At 72.4% G+C, this 18,252-nt stretch carries 13 protein-coding genes and 1 pseudogene; 8 read left to right on the plus strand and 6 right to left on the minus strand.

The window, feature by feature from the left end; all coding sequences use genetic code 11:
• Positions 1 to 98 precede the first annotated feature (98 nt).
• The 4 genes from NAEX_RS16170 (at position 99) to atzD (ending at position 3,994) form a co-directional block, all read left to right on the plus strand.
• Positions 99 to 1,592: a sensor histidine kinase gene (locus NAEX_RS16170; RefSeq protein WP_170135767.1), complete on the plus strand. Its 1,494-nt coding sequence runs from the start codon at positions 99 to 101 to the stop codon at positions 1,590 to 1,592.
• 112 nt (positions 1,593 to 1,704) lie between these two features.
• A complete protein-coding gene (locus NAEX_RS16175) occupies positions 1,705 to 2,034 on the plus strand; it encodes a hypothetical protein (protein WP_096328388.1) in 330 nt (109 codons plus the stop codon).
• Between the two features lie 296 nt (positions 2,035 to 2,330).
• Complete coding sequence (locus NAEX_RS16180; protein ID WP_096328389.1) at positions 2,331 to 2,900, plus strand: ureidoglycolate lyase; 570 nt, start codon at positions 2,331 to 2,333, stop codon at positions 2,898 to 2,900.
• A complete protein-coding gene (gene atzD / locus NAEX_RS16185; protein ID WP_096328390.1) occupies positions 2,900 to 3,994 on the plus strand; it encodes a cyanuric acid amidohydrolase in 1,095 nt (364 codons plus the stop codon). Before NAEX_RS16180 ends, atzD begins: the two co-directional genes overlap by 1 nt.
• Before the next feature lie 408 nt (positions 3,995 to 4,402).
• Here the strand turns inward: atzD and NAEX_RS16195 are convergent, their stop codons facing one another.
• Together NAEX_RS16195 and NAEX_RS16200 are read right to left on the minus strand one after the other, a co-directional pair.
• Positions 4,403 to 5,371: an ADYC domain-containing protein gene (locus tag NAEX_RS16195; protein ID WP_143140599.1), complete on the minus strand. Its 969-nt coding sequence runs from the start codon at positions 5,369 to 5,371 to the stop codon at positions 4,403 to 4,405.
• Positions 5,372 to 5,399: 28 nt separating this feature from the next.
• Positions 5,400 to 8,171 carry a serine/threonine-protein kinase gene (locus NAEX_RS16200; protein ID WP_096328393.1) on the minus strand — a complete coding sequence of 924 codons (2,772 nt, stop codon included), beginning with the start codon at positions 8,169 to 8,171 and terminating at the stop codon, positions 5,400 to 5,402.
• 90 nt (positions 8,172 to 8,261) lie between these two features.
• Here NAEX_RS16200 and NAEX_RS16205 point away from each other — a divergent pair, with 90 nt between their 5' ends.
• A complete protein-coding gene (locus NAEX_RS16205) occupies positions 8,262 to 10,772 on the plus strand; it encodes a thiamine pyrophosphate-requiring protein (RefSeq protein WP_096328394.1) in 2,511 nt (836 codons plus the stop codon).
• Between the two features lie 302 nt (positions 10,773 to 11,074).
• Here NAEX_RS16205 and NAEX_RS16210 read toward each other — a convergent pair whose 3' ends face one another.
• From NAEX_RS16210 to aceB, 4 genes are all read right to left on the minus strand, one after another.
• The gene (locus tag NAEX_RS16210) at positions 11,075 to 11,278 is read right to left on the minus strand and encodes a helix-turn-helix domain-containing protein (protein ID WP_096328395.1); all 204 of its coding nucleotides are present in this window, start codon (positions 11,276 to 11,278) and stop codon (positions 11,075 to 11,077) included.
• Between the two features lie 349 nt (positions 11,279 to 11,627).
• Positions 11,628 to 12,905, minus strand: coding sequence for an isocitrate lyase (aceA, locus tag NAEX_RS16215; RefSeq protein WP_096328396.1), 1,278 nt, complete (start codon positions 12,903 to 12,905; stop codon positions 11,628 to 11,630).
• Between the two features lie 294 nt (positions 12,906 to 13,199).
• Complete coding sequence (locus tag NAEX_RS50265) at positions 13,200 to 13,343, minus strand: hypothetical protein (RefSeq protein WP_170135768.1); 144 nt, start codon at positions 13,341 to 13,343, stop codon at positions 13,200 to 13,202.
• A gap of 79 nt (positions 13,344 to 13,422) precedes the next feature.
• On the minus strand, positions 13,423 to 15,063 hold the full coding sequence (gene aceB / locus NAEX_RS16220; RefSeq protein WP_096328397.1) for a malate synthase A: 1,641 nt from the start codon (positions 15,061 to 15,063) through the stop codon (positions 13,423 to 13,425).
• A gap of 114 nt (positions 15,064 to 15,177) precedes the next feature.
• On the opposite strand from aceB, the gene NAEX_RS16225 reads away from it, so the two are divergent.
• The 3 genes and pseudogenes from NAEX_RS16225 to NAEX_RS16235 all read left to right on the plus strand — a co-directional run bounded on the left by NAEX_RS16225 (position 15,178) and on the right by NAEX_RS16235 (position 17,971).
• The gene (locus tag NAEX_RS16225) at positions 15,178 to 16,641 is read left to right on the plus strand and encodes a helix-turn-helix domain-containing protein (protein ID WP_096328398.1); all 1,464 of its coding nucleotides are present in this window, start codon (positions 15,178 to 15,180) and stop codon (positions 16,639 to 16,641) included.
• A 155-nt stretch (positions 16,642 to 16,796) separates the two neighbouring features.
• Positions 16,797 to 17,317 (plus strand): annotated as a pseudogene (locus NAEX_RS54240) (putative immunity protein).
• A 78-nt stretch (positions 17,318 to 17,395) separates the two neighbouring features.
• Entirely contained in the window at positions 17,396 to 17,971 is a 576-nt protein-coding gene (locus NAEX_RS16235) for a cysteine hydrolase family protein (RefSeq protein WP_096328399.1), read from the plus strand.
• Positions 17,972 to 18,252 lie beyond the last annotated feature (281 nt).

Here is an 18,252-nt window from a genome sequence, read left to right on the forward strand (position 1 = left end):
CCTGCCCCGCGCACGAAGAGCACGGCCGTACCGGCGGCCCGCGCCACGAACCGCATGAGACCGCTGGTCGTACACGCCGGCGGGAGGATACTCCGGCGATGCCGGGCGCGACGCCGCCGAACCAGCAGAACCTGCTGGACTTCACGCATGAGGCCGTCATCGCCCTCGACGAGAATGAGCGCATCACGTTCTGGAACCGGGGGGCCGAGCGGATGTACGGCTGGACCGCCGCGGAGGCGTCGGGCCAGGCTCTGGCGGACCTGCTCCGCGCCGAATGCCTGCGAGACGCCATGGGCACGCTGCGGTCGCAGGGGCGCGCTCCCCCGCGGACATGCGAGTTCGTGTCGTCCCGCAAGGACGGCGCCACGCTCTGGGTCGCCGCCAGCCTGAGCGTTTGCCACGACGACGAGGGACGATCGGTCGGATTCGTGGCAGTGCACCGCGACGTCACCGACCGCAAGCGCGCCGAGGCGAAGCTGTGCGAGAGCGAGGCCCGGATGCGCGCCCTCCTCGACGCTTCGCCGCTCGGCATCGACATCATGGACCTGGCGGGTCACCCGGTGTTCTTCAACCCGAAGTGCGAAGAGCTGCACGGCCTGAGCCTCGCCGATGCGCAGGGCCGGGGGTGGACCGAAGCGATCCACCCCGAGGATCGGGCTCGCGTCGTGTCGTCGTGGTACCAGGCAGCAGGGGCGGGGGAGCCGTGGGCGGAGACCTACCGCTTCCTGCATCGAGACGGCCGCGTGGTGTGGGTGAGCGGCCGCGCGGCGCCGATGTTCCTCGACGGCACCCCGGTCGGCTATGTGGGCACGCTCGAGGACATCACGCCGCTGAAGCAGGCCGAGGCCGACCGCGAGCGGATGCTCGACGCCGAGCGCGAGCTGCGGGCGCAGGCGGAGCGAGCCACCCGCCAACGCGACGAGACGCTCGCCATCGTCGCCCATGACCTGCGCAACTTCATCAGCACGATCTTGCTGTGCGTGGCCCGCCTCGAGCGGCCGAAGCTCCCCGAGGACGAGCGGGCCCGGCGAGTCGGCGCCATCCAGCGCGCGGCGGAGGCGACCGAGCACCTCATCCGCGACCTGCTCGACGCCTCGCGGATCGAGTCGGGCACCCTCGCCATCGAGCGCTCCCGGGTGGACTTCGCGGCGCTGTTCCGCGCCGCCGTCGAGCTGATGCAGCCGCGCGCCGCCGAGCTCGGGATCAGCCTGGACTACGCGGTCGCCGACGACGACGTGGAGGTGAGCGGCGATCGTCGTCGCCTCATGCAAGTGCTCCTGAACCTCCTCGACAACGCGCTCAAGTGTACGCCGCCGTCGGGCCGGGTGAGCCTGCGGGCACGCCGCTCCGGCGGCGGCGTGGAGATCGCGGTCGAGGACACGGGCCGCGGCATCGAGGCCGAAGCCTTGCCTCACATCTTCGACCGCTATTGGCAGGCCAAACGGGCCTCCCGCGCCGGCGCCGGCCTGGGGTTGACGATCACGAAGGGCATCGTCGAGGCCCACGGCGGACGGATCTGGGTCGAGAGCACGCCAGGACGCGGGACCACCCTCCGCTTTACCGTCCCCGCCGCGAGCGCGAACCCCCCGTGACGCGCCGCCGCAACCACCTCCGAGGGGTCGCGGGACCCAACGATCTTCGCAGGCCGCCGACGAGGCGCTGCGCGCGGGCCTCGTCGCCTGCGACCAGCCGGTCTGCAGCGACTTGCTGGCCTGCACGACCGCGTGCGCCCCCCAGGGCGACCCGAACGCGCCGCCCTACGCCGCCTGCGAGGACAGCTCGGCGACCTGCCAGCCCGGCGTGGTCGTCTGCATCGCCAGCGCGCACGACGGCCTCGAGTTCTCGGTCTGCGCCCCGTTCTGCGGCGACGACGACGATTGCCCGCTACCGGCGAGCGGCACCGCGACGCCGGCGTGCGACCTCGACAGCCGGCCGAGCGTGGGCTCGCTCGATTGCAGCGAGGGCCAGCAGTGCCCGGACGACATGGTCTGCGACCTCCAGGGTTCCGGGCTGTGCATGTGGCCCGTCGAGTAGACGCGGCTCGGCGTGCCCTTCGAGGCGCCCGCAGGTCGTGCCGACAGGACATCGCCGGGCCCGAGCGACGCGGGCGAGGGAGCGAGCGATGGCGGCGCCGGAGCGCCCGCGGTGCCGCCGGAAACGGAGCGGTGCCGGCCCCGCGTCGCGGCCACGGATGGCTCCGCACCGGCTGCCCGCATGGGTGCAGTCCGCCGCCCGCGGCCACGCGCGCACTCCTTTCGCGCCCCGCTCCGCGGGCGAGCCCGGCCCGCGCATTGCCCCGCCCCGCGCCGCCATGGCATCATCGGCGGGTCATGCAAGCCGTCCGCGACATCGAGGTCCCTGTCGTGCCTGCCACCCGCGAGGCCGTGGCCGACTACGGCCTCTACATCGGCAACGAGGTCCCGCAGGCCGGCCTCGGCATCCCCTTCTACAAGGGAGCCGTCGAAGAGGGCCACAACTTCGCGTTCAAGTGCAACGGCCGCTGCGTCATCCGCTCGGCCCGGATCCACCGCCGGCCCCCCGAGGTCACCTGGCTCGAGCGCCACATGAACATGACCCAGCTGTTCGTCGGCCTCGGCGACCAGCCGTTCGCCATGGTCCTCGGCAAGCCGACGCATCAGCGCGGGATGGACACCCCCGACCTCGACGACGTGCGCTGCTTCGTCCTCCCGCCCGGCAGCGGCATCATGATCCACGAGGGCACCTGGCACGACTTCCCGCTGGCCGTCGAGGGCCCCGTCACCGTCCTCACCGCCAACTCCGAGGAGGTCGTCGAGGCCCTCGCCGGCATGAAGGAGCCGGCCGAGATGGCCCACGGCGACGTGTTCAAGATCGACATCCGCAAGCGCCTCGGCGCCCAGCTGCGCGCGGTGCTGTTCTGATGCGCGTCGACGCCTTCAAGCTGCCCACCGACGGCCCCGCCGACGTCCGCGGCCTCACGGCCCTGCTCGACGACGGGGTCGTCCGCGCCGACGAGCTGGTGTGCGTCCTCGGCAAGACCGAGGGCAACGGCGGCCGCAACGACTTCACCCGGGACCTCGCCATGCGCGCGCTCGAGGACCTGCTGGCCCCGCGCCTCGGCCTGCCGCCCGCGCGCGTGCAGGACCGCGTGGTGTTCTCGCTGTCCGGCGGCACCGAGGGGGTGGTCTCGCCGCACGTGGTCGCGTTCGCCCGCTCGGGCACCTGGTCCGAAGAACCTGGCCCGAAGCGCCTGGTCGTGGGGACAGCCCACACGCGGCCGTTCACGCCGGCGGAGATCGGGCGGATGCCGCAGATCGTCGAGACCGCCCGCGCGGTCGCCGAGCTGGCCGGCGAGCTGCGCCTCGCGCCCGCCGACGTCCACCTCGTGCAGATGAAGGGCGCGATCCCCAGGGCCGACCACGAGGCCGTGCTCGCCGCCCGCCGCGCCCGCACCCCGCTGCGCAACGACATGGTCCACTCGCGGGCCGCCAGCGCTCTCGGGGTCGCCCTCGCCCTCGGCGAGGTCGCCCTCGCCGACCTGTCCGACGACGTCGTCTGCGACGACTGGTCGCTCTACTCCGGCGTCGCCTCGTGCTCGGCCAAGCCCGGCCTGCAGCGCACCGAGATCCTCATGTTCGGCAACAGCGACCGGGCCACCGGCGACCTCGTCGTCGGCCACACCGTCCTCAAGGACATCCTCGACGTCGACGCCGTCCGCGCCCTGCTCGCCGAGCTCGGCCTGCCCGTCACCGGCGGCCAGCTGTCGCCCGAGCAGCGCGCCCACGTGGTCGGCGTGTTCGCCAAGTCCGAGGCCGACCCCCGCGGCTCGATCCGCGGCCGCCGGCACACCATGCTGTCCGACGACGACATCGACGACACCCGCCACTCCCGCGCCGCCCTCGCGGCCGTGCTCGCCAGCGTCGTCGGCGACCCCTGCGTCTACGTCAGCACCCGCGCCGAACACCACGGCCCGCTCGGCGGCGGCCCGCTGGCGATCATCGCCCGCGCGCCGTGAGGTGTGCCGGGCGCGCCCCGCCGCGGCCGGTGAGCGCCGATCATCCGCGCCCCGTGAGCCGCGCCGAGCCCCGTGGTGGCCGCGGCCGGTTCTCGATCCTCATTCGCGCCTCGAGAGCCCGCGCGAGAGCTGCGCCGCGGCGCCCGCCGCACCCTCGCTCGCAGCCGGCTCGACGCGTCGCTGCACGCCACCGCTCGACGACGATACGCCGAGACCGCGCGTCCCTTCGCACAGCACGAGCGCAGCGGCCGAGTCGGCGAGGGCGCCGCGGGGCACGGCCTCGATCCGCAACCTCAAGACCACCACGCGTCACCCCGCTGCGTGTGACTCACGACATGTCCCGCCCAGCATGTTTTTCAAAGCATGTCCCGGGGAACATGCTCCCGAGGACACATCATCTCGGTCGCCTCAATTCGCGGCCACGTAGGTGACCCACTCGCCGTCGGCCACCGACAGCCCCGCGCAGCTCGGCAGGCTACAATCCGTCAGGGTGCCGGCGATCCGCGGGCTGCCGAGGCACAGCGCCCCGTCCTCGGTCCACACCGCCTCGAGCTCGCCGAGCTCGGCGAACGATTCGGGCGCGACCGTGCCCTCGGCGTTGGCCCAGTGGACCTCGGTGCCGTTCTGCGTGTAGCTCTCGCCGCCGCCGCAGTAATCGGCGGTCACCATCTTCAGCGTCGCCTGCCGCTGCGCCGGCGTGGTCGCGCTCGACTGCGGGCCGTAGCCGAGCAGGCGCATCTTCGCCGCGGCCGAGCCGGCGCAGGCGATCGTCAGCCATCGACTCCGGTCCGGGTTCACCGTCTTGTCGTCGAGGTCGTAGGTCTCGCCGCCGATCACCGTCGCCGCGCTGGCGACGGTGTCGAGCAGATCCCCGTTGCAGACGTTGCGCACGCCGAGCAGCGCCGCCAGATCGGGGTAGAGCAGCGCGTAGGTCGGCACCTTCGGCGCGCCCTCGGCCCACGAATCGATCTCCTGGTAGCCGAGCACCGAGATCGGCACCGGCAACGACAGGAGGCCCGGCGCCTGGACCAGGATCGTCGCCCCGATCAGCTGCGCGCCGCGCAGGGTCTGCCCGCTCGCGTTGCGGGCGACGAGCGCGTCGTGCTCGACCTCGAGGCGATAATTGCCGAGCAGCCCGGCGGGCGCCAAAAAGCCCGTGATCCGCATACCGTCGCCGTTGGGGGCGCCGTCGAGGTTGAGCTCGCGGATCGATCTGCCGTTGACCTCGGCGGAGTTGAAGCCGCACTTCCAGGTCGGGCACGCGTACGGCCGCAGCGCGACCTCGTCGTCGCCGGCGTCCGCGAGCGCCGCCTCGTCACAACCCGCGGCCAGCGCCACGGCTCCGGCGAAGAACCAGTGATATGTCTTTGTGTACATGTTGCGTCCGCCTCCAGGTCCGCCCTACTTATGGGCCGATAGGGGTCGGAGTGCCCGTGACGGCGACCAACCGCTCGGTCCGGGCCAACTGTCGCCTAAAGCTGGACCCGGCGCTGCGATAAAATTCGAGCGAGGCCGCCAGGTTCTCGCGGGCCTCCGGCGTTTGGGCGAGGTTCAGCGCCACCAATGCCTCGACCAGCCCCCGGCGGGTCCGCGCCAGCGCGGCGCCGAAGCGCGGCTCCGAGTCGATGAGCCCCTGATAGTCCGCGATGGCGGTCACGAAGTTGTCGCGCGCCTGCTCCGGCCGCCCGGCCGCGAGCAGGTTGTGGCCGAGGATCGTCCGCAGCTCGGCGGCGTCGGCCCGCGACCACCACGCCTGCGGCACCAATTGCAGGGCGGCCTCGATCCGCCGGATCGCCGCCTCGTGGGCGCCGGTGTCGAGCGCCGCGTAGCCGACCAGCGCCCCGACCTCGAAGTCGGTCAGCTGCGGGCCCTTGCGCCCGCCGTCGTCGACCAGCGACGCGCCGGCGACGAACGCGAGCTCGGCCTCGTCGTCGTCGCCCAGCTCGAGCGCGAGACGACCCAGATAAAGGAGGCAGCGCGCGCGGCCGACGACGTCCCCCGGGAGGAAGCGGTCGAGCGCCGCGCAGCCGGGGCGCAGGAGCCCCGGTCCGGCCGCGAAGTCGACGAGGTGGACCGCGACCAGCCGGCCCTCGATCGTCGCGGGATGCGCCGGCCCCAGCGCCAGCTCGAAGGTCGTCACGGCGCGCGCGAGCAGGCGCTCGCGCTCGGGCCCGGGGTCGCTGGCCAGCGCCAGGTTGACCAGCGTATAGGCCACCTCGGCGTCCTCGCTGCCGAGCGCCACCTCGCGCACGGCCAGCGCCTCGGTGAAGTAGCGCCGCGCCTGCGCCGGCTCCTGTCGGGCGAGATAGGCGGTGCCGATGTTGTTGAGCACGAGCCCGCGCAGCGCCGCCGGCGTCGGGCTGCGGTCGGCCAGCGCCAGCGCCAGCGGCTCGTCGGCCAGCGCCCGCGCGACCTGGTCGGGCTGGCGCGCGAGCGCGTAGATCCGCAGCGCCAGCGCCTCGGCCGCGATCCCGTCGGCCCGGGCCTCGAACCCCGCGCTGATCGCCTGCGTCAGCCGCTCGACGTCCGCACCTGCCTGTTCGGGCAGGTGCAGCGCGAGCTTGCTGCGCAGCAGCAGCGCCTCGGCGTGGACCGGCGGGTAGTCGAGCGCCTCGCTCGCGGCCACCACCTCGTTCGCGCGGGCCAGCGCGTCCGGCAGTCGGCCCGAGCGGGCCAGCACCTGCGCCTGCGTCATCTGCCCGCGCAGCTCGGCCACCCGGGCCGCGCTCTCGGGGTCGTCGGGCGGCGGCTGCTCGGACGACAGCGCCTCGAGGTTGCGGCAGCCCTCGAGCGACGGCAGGTCGCCCGCGACCTCGAGCGCGCGCAGGGCCACGTCGGCGTCGGCGGCCGCCAGCGTGGTCACGGTCTCGGCCAGCGCGCCGCGCCGCTGGTCGAGGCAGCGCATCTGTTGGTCGAGCAGGGCGCCCGAGCGCTCGCCGTGGCGGTGGGCCAGGCAGGCCTCGCGGTGGACCGAGCGCCAGTCGGCGGCGTAGCCGTCGAGCTCCTCCTGCACGCGCGGCCACACCACCGACGCGTAGCCCGGGGCGGCCGCCCCGAGGGCCGTGGCCACCGCGTCGCGCTGCGCTTGCCCCCACACCTGCGCCAGCTCCTCGGGCGCGCCGGTGCAGGTGCGGTCGTCGCTGGTCCGCGCGAGCACGACCCCGGTGCCGACCACGGCCCCGGCCAGCACCGCCGCGACCACCCAGCGCCGGCGACCGCGGGCGCGCCCGCGGTCGAGCGCCGACAGCAGCGCCGGCATCCCGGGGTACCTGTCCTTTGGGTCATTCTTCAGACCGCGCATCACCACCGGCGACAGCCACGCCGGCAGCCCGCGCTTGCGCGGCGGCTCGCTGATTTGCCCGTGCAGCACCTTGAGCACGAGGTCGGCCGCGTCCGTGTACGGGAACGGCGGCACCCCGTACAGCGACTCGTACAGCGCGACGCAGAAGCTGAACTGATCGGCGGCTGGCTCGGGGGACAGGCCGCGCCAGTGCTCCGGCGCCATGTAGGCCGGCGTGCCGACGATCTGGTCGTCGTGCGTCAGGTGCATGTCGAGCTTGCTGTTGCTGTTGCTCGTCCCCGGGGTCGGCGCCGCGCGCGGCAACTCGGGGACGGCCGCGCGCACCAGCCCGAAGTCGAGCACGCGGGCCCGCCCGGCGTCGTCGATCATCACGTTGCTCGGCTTGAAGTCGCGGTGGACCAGGCCGGCCGCGTGCGCCGCGGCCAGCCCGCGCCCGGCCTGCACGAACACCTCGACCACCTCCTGCCAGGAGCGCGGCGCCGCCTGCAGCCACGCGCCGAGCGTCTGCCCGCGGATGAACTCCATCGCCACGTAGACCTGCCCGCCGGCCATGCCGGCCTCGAGCACGGTGACCACGTTCGGATGCGAGACGCGCGCCATCGCCTGCGCCTCGCGCAGCAGCCGGCGCTGCGCGCTCTCGCCGGTGTCGCGCAACACCTTGACCGCGACCTTGCGGTCGAGGGTCTCGTCGTAGGCGGTGTAGACCACCCCCATCGCCCCCGAGCCGAGCGGCTCCAAGATCATGAAGCGGCCGAGCTTGCCGCCCGCGACCGTGGTCGACGGCTCGATCGCCGACGAGACCTCGGGATCGGCCAGCGGCCGCGAGGCGGCCAGGCCGGTGGTCTGGAACGCGGTGTCGTGGATCCCCGGGGCCATGGTGAACGCTGTTCCGGGCGCCCTCTCGTCGGCTGCGGCATCCTCGCATGGTTTGCCCACCTCCGCCTACCGCATTACCCTCGCGGGCCGATGCCCCGGATCCACACCGCGCTCACCCAGGGGGGCGACGAGCTCGTCGTTTTCCTCCACGCCGTCGGCGGCGACCACAGTTCATGGCGGCCCCAGGTCGAGGCCCTGCGCGCTCGCTACAGCACGCTGACCTTCGACATGCGCGGTCACGCCCGCAGCTACAGCCCCGAGCGGCCGGAGATCTCGATCCAGAACTTCGCCGACGACGCCATCGACCTGGTCGAAGAGGCAGGTTTTTACCGCGCCCACTTCGTCGGCCTGTCGATGGGCGGCGTGGTCGCCCAGGAGATCTTCTCCCGCGCGCCGGAGCGGGTGCAGTCGCTGACGCTGGCGGCCACGTGGTCCTTTCACCCGGAAGCAGAGGCGCGGCGAACGTGGATGGAGGACAAGCTGAGCCGGATGTCGATGGCCGAGAGCGCCGCCCTGGACATGCCGAACCTCTACGCGAGCGACGCCCCGCGCGAGCTCGTCGACACCGCGATCGCGATCGAGGGCGGCAAGGACAAGGACGTGTTCCTGCAGTCGTGGCACGCGATGCTCCAGGTCGACTACCGCGAGCTGCTGCCGCGGATCGACGTGCCGGTGCTGCTCATCGGCGGCAGCGACGACCGCATCACCCCCGTCGACCCGCTGCTGCGCGACATCTTCGCCCGCGTCCCGATGGCGGAGCTGCGGGTGCTCGCCGGCGGCGGCCACTTCTGCAACCTCGACCGCGCCGAGGCCTTCAACGCCGCGCTGGTGCCGTTCCTCCGCCGCGCCCGCGCCCGCGCCCCGCAGGCGCTGGCCCTGCCGGCTGCGCCGCCGACGCCCAGCAGCGCGGCCACCGTCGCCGAGGCGCTGCTCGAGCAATTGCACCGGCGCGACGTCCCGTGCCTGTTCAGCAACTCGGGCACGGACTTCACCCCGCTGATCGAGGCGCTCGCCAAGCCCGGCGCCGCCGCCCCGCGGGTCGTCGCGGCCGCCCACGAGAACACCGCGATCGCCATGGCCCACGGCTATCAATTGCTCTCGGGACATGTCCCTGCGGTCATGGCCCACGTCAATGTGGGCACCGCCAACTCGGGGCTCGGCCTGATCAACGCCCGCCGCGCGCGGGTGCCGATGCTGGTGATGGCCGGTCTCACGCCCTACACCGATGCGCCGGCGGTCCCCGGCCACCGCACCAACTTCGTGCAATGGGGCCAGGACAGCTTCGACCAGGCCGCCTACTTCCGCGAGTTCACCAAGTGGGACTACCGCCTGGCCACCGCCGACCACCTCGAGGTCGCGGTCGACCGCGCGCTGGCGATCGCCGACAGCGACCCCGCCGGCCCGGTCTACCTCACCCTGCCGAAGGAGGTCCTGTGCGCGCCCGCCAGCAGCGCCCCGGTGTCGCCGCGGCCGCGGCTGCGCCCCAACCCGCCGGCCCGCCCCGACGCGGTCGCGCTCGCCCGCGTGGCCCACGCGATCCGCAACGCCAGGCGGCCGCTGATCCTCACCGCCGAGCTCGGGCGCTACCGCGGCGGCCCCGAGGCGCTGTGGCAGCTGGCGACCCGCCACGGCATCGGCGTGGTCGAATTCGGCAAGCGTAACTTCTTCAACCTGGCGACCGACTGCCCGGCCCACCTCGGCTTCGACCCGGCCTCGCAGGTGCCGCAGGCCGACCTGATCCTCGCGGTCGAGGACCCGGTGCCGTTCATCCCCGCGTTCGTCGCCTTGCCCCAAGGACAGGTGCCGCCGATCGTGCAGATCGGCGTCGACCCGCTGTTCGCCGACCTGCCGCTGCGCGGGTTCCCGAGCGACCTCGCGCTGCCCGGCGACCCGGCCGAGAGCCTGCGCCTGCTCACCCGCCTGCTCGACGCCGACCCGGCCCCCGACGCGGCCGCGCGCCGCGAGGCGCTGCGCATCGAGCACGCGGTCGTGTTCGCCAACGCGGGCGTCGCCGCCGACTTCGACGCCGGCAAGCCCGCGATCACCAAGCGCTGGCTGTCGCGCTGCGTCGGCCAGGCGGTCGACGACGAGGTCGTGATCTTCAACGAGTACCCGCTCGACCCGCTGCTGGTGCCGCGCCGGCTGCCCGACAGCTGGTTCGAGAACTCGATCGCCAGCGGCCTCGGCTGGGCCCTCGGCGCGGCCCTCGGCGGCAAGATGGCCCGCCCCGACCGCGCCGTGCTCGCGGCGGTCGGCGACGGCAGCTTCCTGTTCAACACCCCGCTGTCGGCCCTGCACGCCGCGACGGCGCATCGCCTGCCGATCTTGATCGTGGTGTTCAACGATTGCGCGTGGAGCACGATCCGCAAGTCGACCCGCGGCGACTTCCCCGGCGGCCACGCCCAGGCCACCGGCAACTTCGCGCTCTGCGACCTCGGGGCCGACCCCGCGTACGACCAGATCGCCAGCGCCTGCGGCGGCGTGGGCGTGCGCGTCGATCGACCCGACGCGGTCCCCGACGCGCTCCGCCGCGGCCTCGAGCTCGTCCGCAGCGGCGACCGCTTCGTGCTGCTCGACGTCCGCTGCGAACGCGACGCGTAGCGCGAACCAAAAATTGGCGCGGCCCCGCCGTTTCGGCGAGGCCGCGAGCTTCCCGAGCCCGGAAGCGACGGGCGGAGCGCCGCGCGACGCCGTCGCGACCCTCGCACGTCCGGCTCGGTGTCTGATATTATGTTTGAATGATATGAGCAGTCAGAAGTGCTTCGACGCCGACGGTCGATACCGCCATCGACGAATCCATCACGCGCCCACGAATGCGCGCAAGGAGGCGGTCGGCGTATCTCTTCTTTTTTAGGAAAAGCACACTCAAGCGAAGAGGGGCGCGGACCTGCGCCGCGGACTAGCTAGCTGGCGGACACTACCGGGGCGGTCAAGCGGCGCGGCCAGTCGATGCCCAATTTAATAATGCGCCGCTTCATCGCGTGGCGGGTGATGCCGAGGAGCTGGGCGGCGCCGACGATGTTGCCGGCGCGCTCGAGCGCGGTGGTGCAGAGGCGGCGCTCGGCGGCGCCCAGGTTGAAGTCATCGAGGACGAGTTGTTGCTGCATGCGAATTCTTGTACTGCACGAGCTTGTTCCAGCGCGGATCAACACCGGTTGAATAAGCGCCGCGCGGCGTCGTGCGGCCGGCTCGGGGCCGCACTGCGCGGTTGCGCGCGTCCAGCCGTCGCCCCGCTGGCGCTCGCCCGACCGGATGAACGCCGATGATTGTCCCCACCGGCACGCCCAGCTGGAGGACCTCGAGCTCGTCGCTCCATTCGCCAGCTGTACGGCTCGGCATCATCGTAGGAGTCGAGGATTGGCGTGCCGAATCCGGCCATGCAGCGATCGACGGACGGCTCGCGGGATCACGCCGAGGCGCGCGCAGTTGCGCCCGCCGTGCCCCCGCGGCCCGTCTTCACGAGGCGACCGCGCGCCGTGGCGCGTGGTCGTGGAATTGATGCGCCTCCGTGCTGTCGCCGAGGGCCAGGGTCGAGGCGTCGCCGCCGGAGATGATCTCGGCGACCGCGTCGAAGTAGCCGGTGCCGACCTCGCGCTGGTGGCGGGTCGCCGTGTAGCCGTGGACCTCCGCGGCGAACTCGGCCTCCTGCAGCGCGGCGTAGGCGGCCATGCCGTCGTCGCGGTAGCGGCGGGCCAGCTCGAACACCCCGTGGTTCATGGCGTGGAAGCCGGCCAGGGTGACGAACTGGAACTTGTAGCCCATCGCCCCGAGCTCGCGCTGGAAGGTGCGCAGCGCCGCCTCGCCGAGGTGTTTCTTCCAATTGAACGACGGCGAACAGTTGTAGGCCAGCCACTTGCCGGGGTGCTCGGCGAGCACGGCCTCGGCGAAGCGGCGGGCCTGGGCGAGGTCGGGCGTCGAGGTCTCGCACCACACCAGGTCGGCGTGCGGCGCGTAGGCGCGGGCGCGGGCGATCGCCGCGTCGATGCCGCCGCGGATCCGGAAGAAACCCTCGGGCGTGCGTTCGGCCGAGGTGATGAACTCGCGGTCGCGCGGGTCGACGTCCGAGGTGATCAGCTTGGCCGCGTCGGCGTCGGTGCGGGCGACGATCAGGGTCGGCACGTCGAGCACGTCGGCGGCCAGGCGGGCCGCGGTCAAGGTGCGCACGAACTGGCTGGTCGGCACCAACACCTTCCCGCCGAGGTGGCCGCACTTCTTCTCGGAGGCGAGCTGGTCCTCGAAGTGAACCGCCGCGGCGCCGGCGGCGATCATCGACTTCGTCAATTCATAGGCGTGCAGCGGCCCGCCGAAGCCGGCCTCGGCGTCGGCGACGATCGGCGCCAGCCAGTAGCGCCGGCCCCGGTGACCCTCCGCGCTCTCGATCTGGTCGGCGCGCAGCAGCGCTGCGTTGATGCGCTCGACCAGCGCGGGCACGCTGTTGCAAGGATAGAGGCTCTGGTCGGGGTAGGTCTGCCCGGCGAGGTTGGCGTCGGCCGCGACCTGCCAACCAGACACGTAGATCGCCTCGAGCCCGGCCTTGACGTGCTGCACCGCCATGTTGCCGGTCATCGCCCCGAGCGCGGGCACGAACGGACGCGCGGCCAGGAGCTCGCGCAGGCGGGCGGCCCCGAGCTCGGCGAGGGTGTGGCGGATCGTGAACGAGCCGCGCAGGCGCTCGACGTCGGCGCGGCTGTAAGGGCGAAGGATCGGGCTCGGTTGCCGGTGTACGATGTCCATGTCTGTCCTCTTCCCCGGCGATCGCGTCGCCGAGCTGTCTCGGTGTTCGGCTCGCGCCGCGCAGGCGCGGAGCTCGTTTTCCTCAAAAAAAGGGGTGATGTCGGGCGGCCGACCGGCGGCGCGCTGCGGCGCGCTCGCCGCGGCGCTCACGTGTCTCAAGGGTCAGGTCGCGGGGCGGCGATTCGGCGGCGCCGGCCCGACGCGTAATGTCTCCACGGTCATGCCGTGGTTCTGTGACGCCCCTGCTGGCGCCCGCTCACTCGCCGGCCGTTCGTCTCGGGGCTGTCTCAAAGGTCATGCAGCGGTGATGCTGCGCGCCGCTGCTGGCGCTCGCTCGCTGGCTCGGTTCAGGGCTGTCTCGAAGGTCATGTCGCGGTGGTTCTGCGCGCCGCTGCTGGCGCTCGCTCTTCTTCGGTTCAAAGCTGTCTCGAAGGTCATGTCGCGGCGACGCTGCGCGCCGCTGCTGGCGCTCGCTCGCCGGGCCTGGTCGCCGGTCCGGCGTGGTATGTCTCGAAGGTCAGGTCACTCGTGCAACCTGAGCGGCCGCGGGCGCGGTCACGTCGTCGGCGACGAGGGCCTCGTAGGCGGGGAGCGTCAAGAATTCTTCGCAGCGTTCGGCGGCGACGAGGCGCTCGAACAGGGCGCGGGCGGCGGCGAAGCGGCCGGCGGCGTAGCGCTCGTGGCCGAGCTCGGCGCGGAGCTCGGCGAGGACGGCGTCGATCGCCTCGCGCACGCGCGGGAAGTCGAGCGCGGTGCCGTCCTCGAGGGTGGCCGAGTACTTGAGCCACTGCCACACCTGGGCGCGGGAGATCTCGGCGGTCGCGGCGTCTTCCATCAGGTCGTAGAGCGGCACGCAGCCGACGCCGCGCAGCCAGGCCTCGATGTACTGCACGCCGACGGCGATGTTGCGGCGCAGGCCCTCGGCGGTGCGCGGGCCGTAGGGCACGGCCAGCAGGTCGGCCGCCTGCACCTGCACGTCCTCGCGGACGCGGCAGATCTGGTTGGGCCCGGGCATGTGGGCGTCGAACACCTCGCGGGCGATCGGCACGAGGCCGGGGTGCGCGACCCAGGTGCCGTCGTGGCCGTCTCGCACCTCGCGCTCCTTGTCGGCGCGGACCTTGGCGAGCGCCTCGGCGTTGCGCGCCTGGTCGTGCTTGACCGGGATGTAGGCCGCCATGCCGCCGATCGCGTGCACGCCGCGGCGGTGGCAGGTCTGGATCAGCAACTGCGAGTACGCGCGCAAGAACCCGCGGTCCATCGTCACCAGCGCGCGGTCGGGCAGCAGCGCGGCGGGGTCGCCCTGGCGGCGCTTGATGAAGCTGAAGATGTAGTCCCAGCGGCCGCAGTTGAGCCCCGCCGAGCGCTCGCGCAGGGCGTGGAGGATCTCGTGCATCTGAAAGGCCGCGGGCAAGGTCTCGATCAGCACGGTGGCGCGGATCGTGCCGGTCGGCAGGCCGAGCAGGTCCTCGCTGGCGCGCAGCACGTCGGCCCACACGCGCGCCTCGGCGGCGCTCTCGAGCTTGGGCAAATACACGTAGGTGCCGAGGCCGCGGCGCAGCCGCTCGGCGGCGTTGTGGAAGGCGTAGAGGCCGAAGTCGACCAGGCAGCCGCGGGCCGGCTCGTCGTCGACCCGCACGTGCGCCTCGGGCAGGTGGATCCCGCGCGGGCGGACGAACAGCGCGGCTGTCTGTTCGGCCAGCTGGTAGAGCTTGCCGTTCTGCTCGAGGCGGATCTCCCGCCGCACGGCGTCGATCAGGTTGCGCTGGCCGTCGACCAGGTTGTGCAGGGTCGGCGCGGTCGCGTCCTCGAAGTCGGCCATGAACACGCGCGCCCCCGAGTTGAGGGCGTTGATGATCATCTTGCGGTCGACCGGGCCGGTGATCTCGACGCGCCGGTCGAGGATGTCCTCGGGGACAGGTGCGCAGGTCCACGCGGCCTCGCGCAGGTCTCGCGTCTCCGGCGCGAAATCGAGCCGTTCGCCGCGGTCGAGGCGGCTCTGCCGGGCCTGTCGCGCCGACAATTCTCCGGCGAATCGTGGGCCGAAACGGCGCTGCAGCTCGGCGACGAAGACGAGGGCTTCGTGGCTCAGAACGGTGGAATCACCGGGAACGCGGGAGCCGCGCAGGATCACGCCGGGGGGTGTGGAGAGCGGCTGCATCGACGCCGTGACAATAAACTGGATCGGCCCATCTCTCAAACAGACGCTGCTGTAAGGGGTGAAACGGCATTCCAGCGTTGTCAACATGCGACAGTCATGCTGTAAATCGTGTCAATGACCGCCCCCAAGAAGCCAGCGGCCTCGGCCCGCGACACCCCTCGATTCGGCGCGAAGATCCGGAGCCTGCGCCGCTGCGCCGGGCTGTCGCAGGCCGAGCTGGCCCAGCGGCTCGAGGTCTCGCCGTCGTACTTGAACCTGCTCGAGCACGACAAGCGGGCCCTGCCGGCGCCGCTGCTGATCAAGCTGGCGCGGGTGCTCGAGGTCGACCTCGCCTCGTTCGCCGGCGAGGACGACGCGCGGCTGGTGCACGACCTGCTCGAGGTGTTCGCCGACCCGCTGTTCGAGGAGGCGCCGCTGACGAACACGGAGGTGCGCGAGGTGGCGTCGGCGAGCCCGGCGGCGGCGCGGGCGGTGCTGCAGCTGTACCGGGCCTATCGCGGGGCGCAGGTGGCGACCGACGCGTTGTCGTCGCGGCTCGAGGCGGGCGACGACGCGGGCGGCGCGTCGCGCTCGTCGCTGCCGAGCGAGGAGGTCAGCGACCTGTTGCAGCAGCACATGAATTACTTCCCGGCGCTCGAGGAGCGAGCCGAGCAATTGCGGCGCGAGGCCGGGCTCGGCGAGCTCGACCGCTTCGGCGCGCTCGTCCGCCACCTCGCGCGCGCGTGCGACGTGCGGGTCGAGATCGCCCGCTCCGGCCAGCCGGGCGCGGCGCTGCGGCGCTTCGACCCGCGCAGCCGCGTGCTCTGGCTGTCGGAGCTGCTGCCGACGCGTTCGCGCCTGTTCCAGCTGGCGGCTCAGGTGGCGCTGATCGCCCACGCCGACGTGCTCGACGGCCTCGGCCGCGACCCGCTCCTCACCAGCCCCGAGAGCCGCGCGCTGGCCCGCGTCGCCCTGGCCAACTACTTCGCCGGCGCGGTGTGGATGCCCTATATGGAGTTCCTGCGCGCCGCCGAGGAGCTGCGCTACGACATCGACGTGCTCGGCCGCCGCTTCGGCGTCGGCTTCGAGCAGACCTGCCACCGCCTCACGACCCTGCGCCGGCCGACGCAGGAGGGCGTGCCGTTCCACATGGTGCGCATCGACGTCGCCGGCAATATCTCGAAGCGCTTCTCGGCCAGCGGGATCCGCTTCGCCCGCTACGCCGGCGTGTGCCCGCGCTGGAACATCTTCAGCGCGTTCCAGACGCCCGGGATGATCCGCGTGCAGGTGTCGCGCATGCCCGAGGGCGCGAGCTTCTTTTGCATCGCTCGCACGATTCAGAAAGACTCGGGCGGGTACCACGCGCAGCAGCCGGTGCAGGCGATCGGGCTCGGCTGCGCGGTCGAGCACGCGCCGCGGCTGGTGTATGCCGACGGCGTCGATCTGCACAATCCCGGGCTGGTGACGCCGGTCGGGGTCACGTGCAGGTTGTGCGAGCGCACGGCTTGCGAGCAGCGGGCGCTGCCTTCGCTGAAGGTGCCGCTGCGGGTCGATCCGAACTATCGCGGGCTCTCGCTGTACGCGCCGGCCCCGGAGTGAGGCTTGCGAGCATCGCCCTGCGGTGTTTCACCGGGGCGCCTCGTCCGTGGCATCCGCCCATGAGGAAAGCGCCGTGCGCGGGACTTCGTCGACCCCCGACCCTGGCTCGGCAGCGCGTGGCCTTTCGTTCGCCAGCTGTGTTAGAGCGGCGGCCCATGCCCATCCTGCCCGCAGACCGTGACCCCCGACTGATCACAGTGCGCCGCGGCGGAACGCTGACGGACGACGATCACCGGCTGCTGGCGGAGTGGGCGGCCCTCTGCGCAGACCACGTCCTGCATCTCTTCGAGCAGGCCCGGCCCGACGACACCCGCCCCGTGACGCGATCGACATCTGTCGTGCCTGGGTGCGCGGCGAGGTGCGCATGCGTGACGCGCACCGGGCCGCCTTCCCGGCGAATGCCGCCGGGCGTGACCTGCCCAAGCCCGCGAAGTATGCGGCGCTCGCGGCCGGGCAAGCAGTGGCAGTGGCCCACGTCGCCGCCCACGCCCTGGGCGCTGCGGCCTATGCGATCAGGGCTGCCGCCGCGGACGCTCCTACGAGCGGTGAGGCGGAGGCGGCGCGCATCGCCGAACGGGACTGGCAACGAGCGAGGATCCCCGCGAAAGTTCGGGAGCTCGTCCTCGACGATCAGCGGAATCGAAGCGCGATCTGCTGGAACGTCTTCGACGACTGACGCGTCGCCGCCGACGCGCTCGCCGTCAGGGCGCAGGGCGCTGTTGACGGTCGGCTGCCGGATGGAGAAGCTCGCACCATGAGCAGCGCGCTGATCGTCGGTGACCTCCAGGCCGGGATTCTCGACAACTACCCGTTCACGAAGGCCGTGGTGCCGCCGGTGACCGAGCTGCTGCCACGAGCCCGCGCGGCCGGGGTGCTGGTCGTATTCGTGCGTACCGCGTTTCGGGCCAACGGCGCGGATCTGGCGGGTGAGGTCTTCGCGGCCTTCCACCGGCAGGGTGACCTGTTCCACGAGGGTGCACCGGGTACCGAGGTCGCGCTGGAGGTCACCGCGGACGACGTCGTCGTGCTCAAGCGGCGCACGAGCGCGTTCGCGGGGACGGATCTCGATCTGGTGCTTCGCGCCCGCGGCGTGGACTCGCTGGCGCTCACCGGCGTCGCGACGAGCGCCATGGTCGCGGCCACGTTTTACGACGCGTCGGACCGGGGCTACGGGTTGACCGTGCTCCGAGACGGGTGCGCCGACCAGGACCCGGCGGTGCACGAGTTCTTCGTCGACAAAATCTTCCCCAGCAGGGGGGCAGAGATCCTCACGTGCGCGGAGTGGCCTGCTCCTTCTCGAACCCGTGGGGCGCGTACGGCTCCCCGTTGAACGGCTCGACCTCGCTGCGGCCGCGCCTCGGGACCGGAGGCCGACCGGCCGCCGAGACGGACAGATCGACCGCGCGACAAGGGCGCAGCGTTCGGCGAGCAAGGTGTTTTGTGGCTTCCGCGTCGGCGGCCTTGCATGCCGACAGCTGAGCGTCGCAGCGCGCTTTGCCGGCGGGCTTCAAACATAGCAACGAACTGTCGTAGCACCGCACCTTCTGCTCGATGCACGCGTTCCAGGCGCCCTGGCCGTTGTTGTGTGCTCGAGCGCCTCGAGTTTCTCAG

Source organism: Nannocystis exedens (assembly GCF_002343915.1).
In the GTDB taxonomy this organism is placed as follows: domain Bacteria; phylum Myxococcota_A; class Polyangia; order Nannocystales; family Nannocystaceae; genus Nannocystis; species Nannocystis exedens.

What these genes read in the sequence shown, in the direction of transcription:
- atzD (WP_096328390.1), top strand. Translation starts at nt 2,900, where the DNA reads ATGCGCGTCGACGCCTTCAAGCTGCCCACCGACGGCCCCGCCGACGTC.
- NAEX_RS16235 (WP_096328399.1), top strand. Translation starts at nt 17,396, where the DNA reads ATGAGCAGCGCGCTGATCGTCGGTGACCTCCAGGCCGGGATTCTCGAC.
- aceB (WP_096328397.1), bottom strand. Translation starts at nt 15,063, where the DNA reads ATGCAGCCGCTCTCCACACCCCCCGGCGTGATCCTGCGCGGCTCCCGC.
- NAEX_RS16205 (WP_096328394.1), top strand. Translation starts at nt 8,262, where the DNA reads ATGCCCCGGATCCACACCGCGCTCACCCAGGGGGGCGACGAGCTCGTC.
- NAEX_RS16210 (WP_096328395.1), bottom strand. Translation starts at nt 11,278, where the DNA reads ATGCAGCAACAACTCGTCCTCGATGACTTCAACCTGGGCGCCGCCGAG.
- NAEX_RS16200 (WP_096328393.1), bottom strand. Translation starts at nt 8,171, where the DNA reads ATGGCCCCGGGGATCCACGACACCGCGTTCCAGACCACCGGCCTGGCC.
- NAEX_RS16195 (WP_143140599.1), bottom strand. Translation starts at nt 5,371, where the DNA reads ATGTACACAAAGACATATCACTGGTTCTTCGCCGGAGCCGTGGCGCTG.
- NAEX_RS16180 (WP_096328389.1), top strand. Translation starts at nt 2,331, where the DNA reads ATGCAAGCCGTCCGCGACATCGAGGTCCCTGTCGTGCCTGCCACCCGC.
- NAEX_RS16170 (WP_170135767.1), top strand. Translation starts at nt 99, where the DNA reads ATGCCGGGCGCGACGCCGCCGAACCAGCAGAACCTGCTGGACTTCACG.
- NAEX_RS16225 (WP_096328398.1), top strand. Translation starts at nt 15,178, where the DNA reads ATGACCGCCCCCAAGAAGCCAGCGGCCTCGGCCCGCGACACCCCTCGA.
- NAEX_RS50265 (WP_170135768.1), bottom strand. Translation starts at nt 13,343, where the DNA reads ATGACCTTCGAGACAGCTTTGAACCGAAGAAGAGCGAGCGCCAGCAGC.
- aceA (WP_096328396.1), bottom strand. Translation starts at nt 12,905, where the DNA reads ATGGACATCGTACACCGGCAACCGAGCCCGATCCTTCGCCCTTACAGC.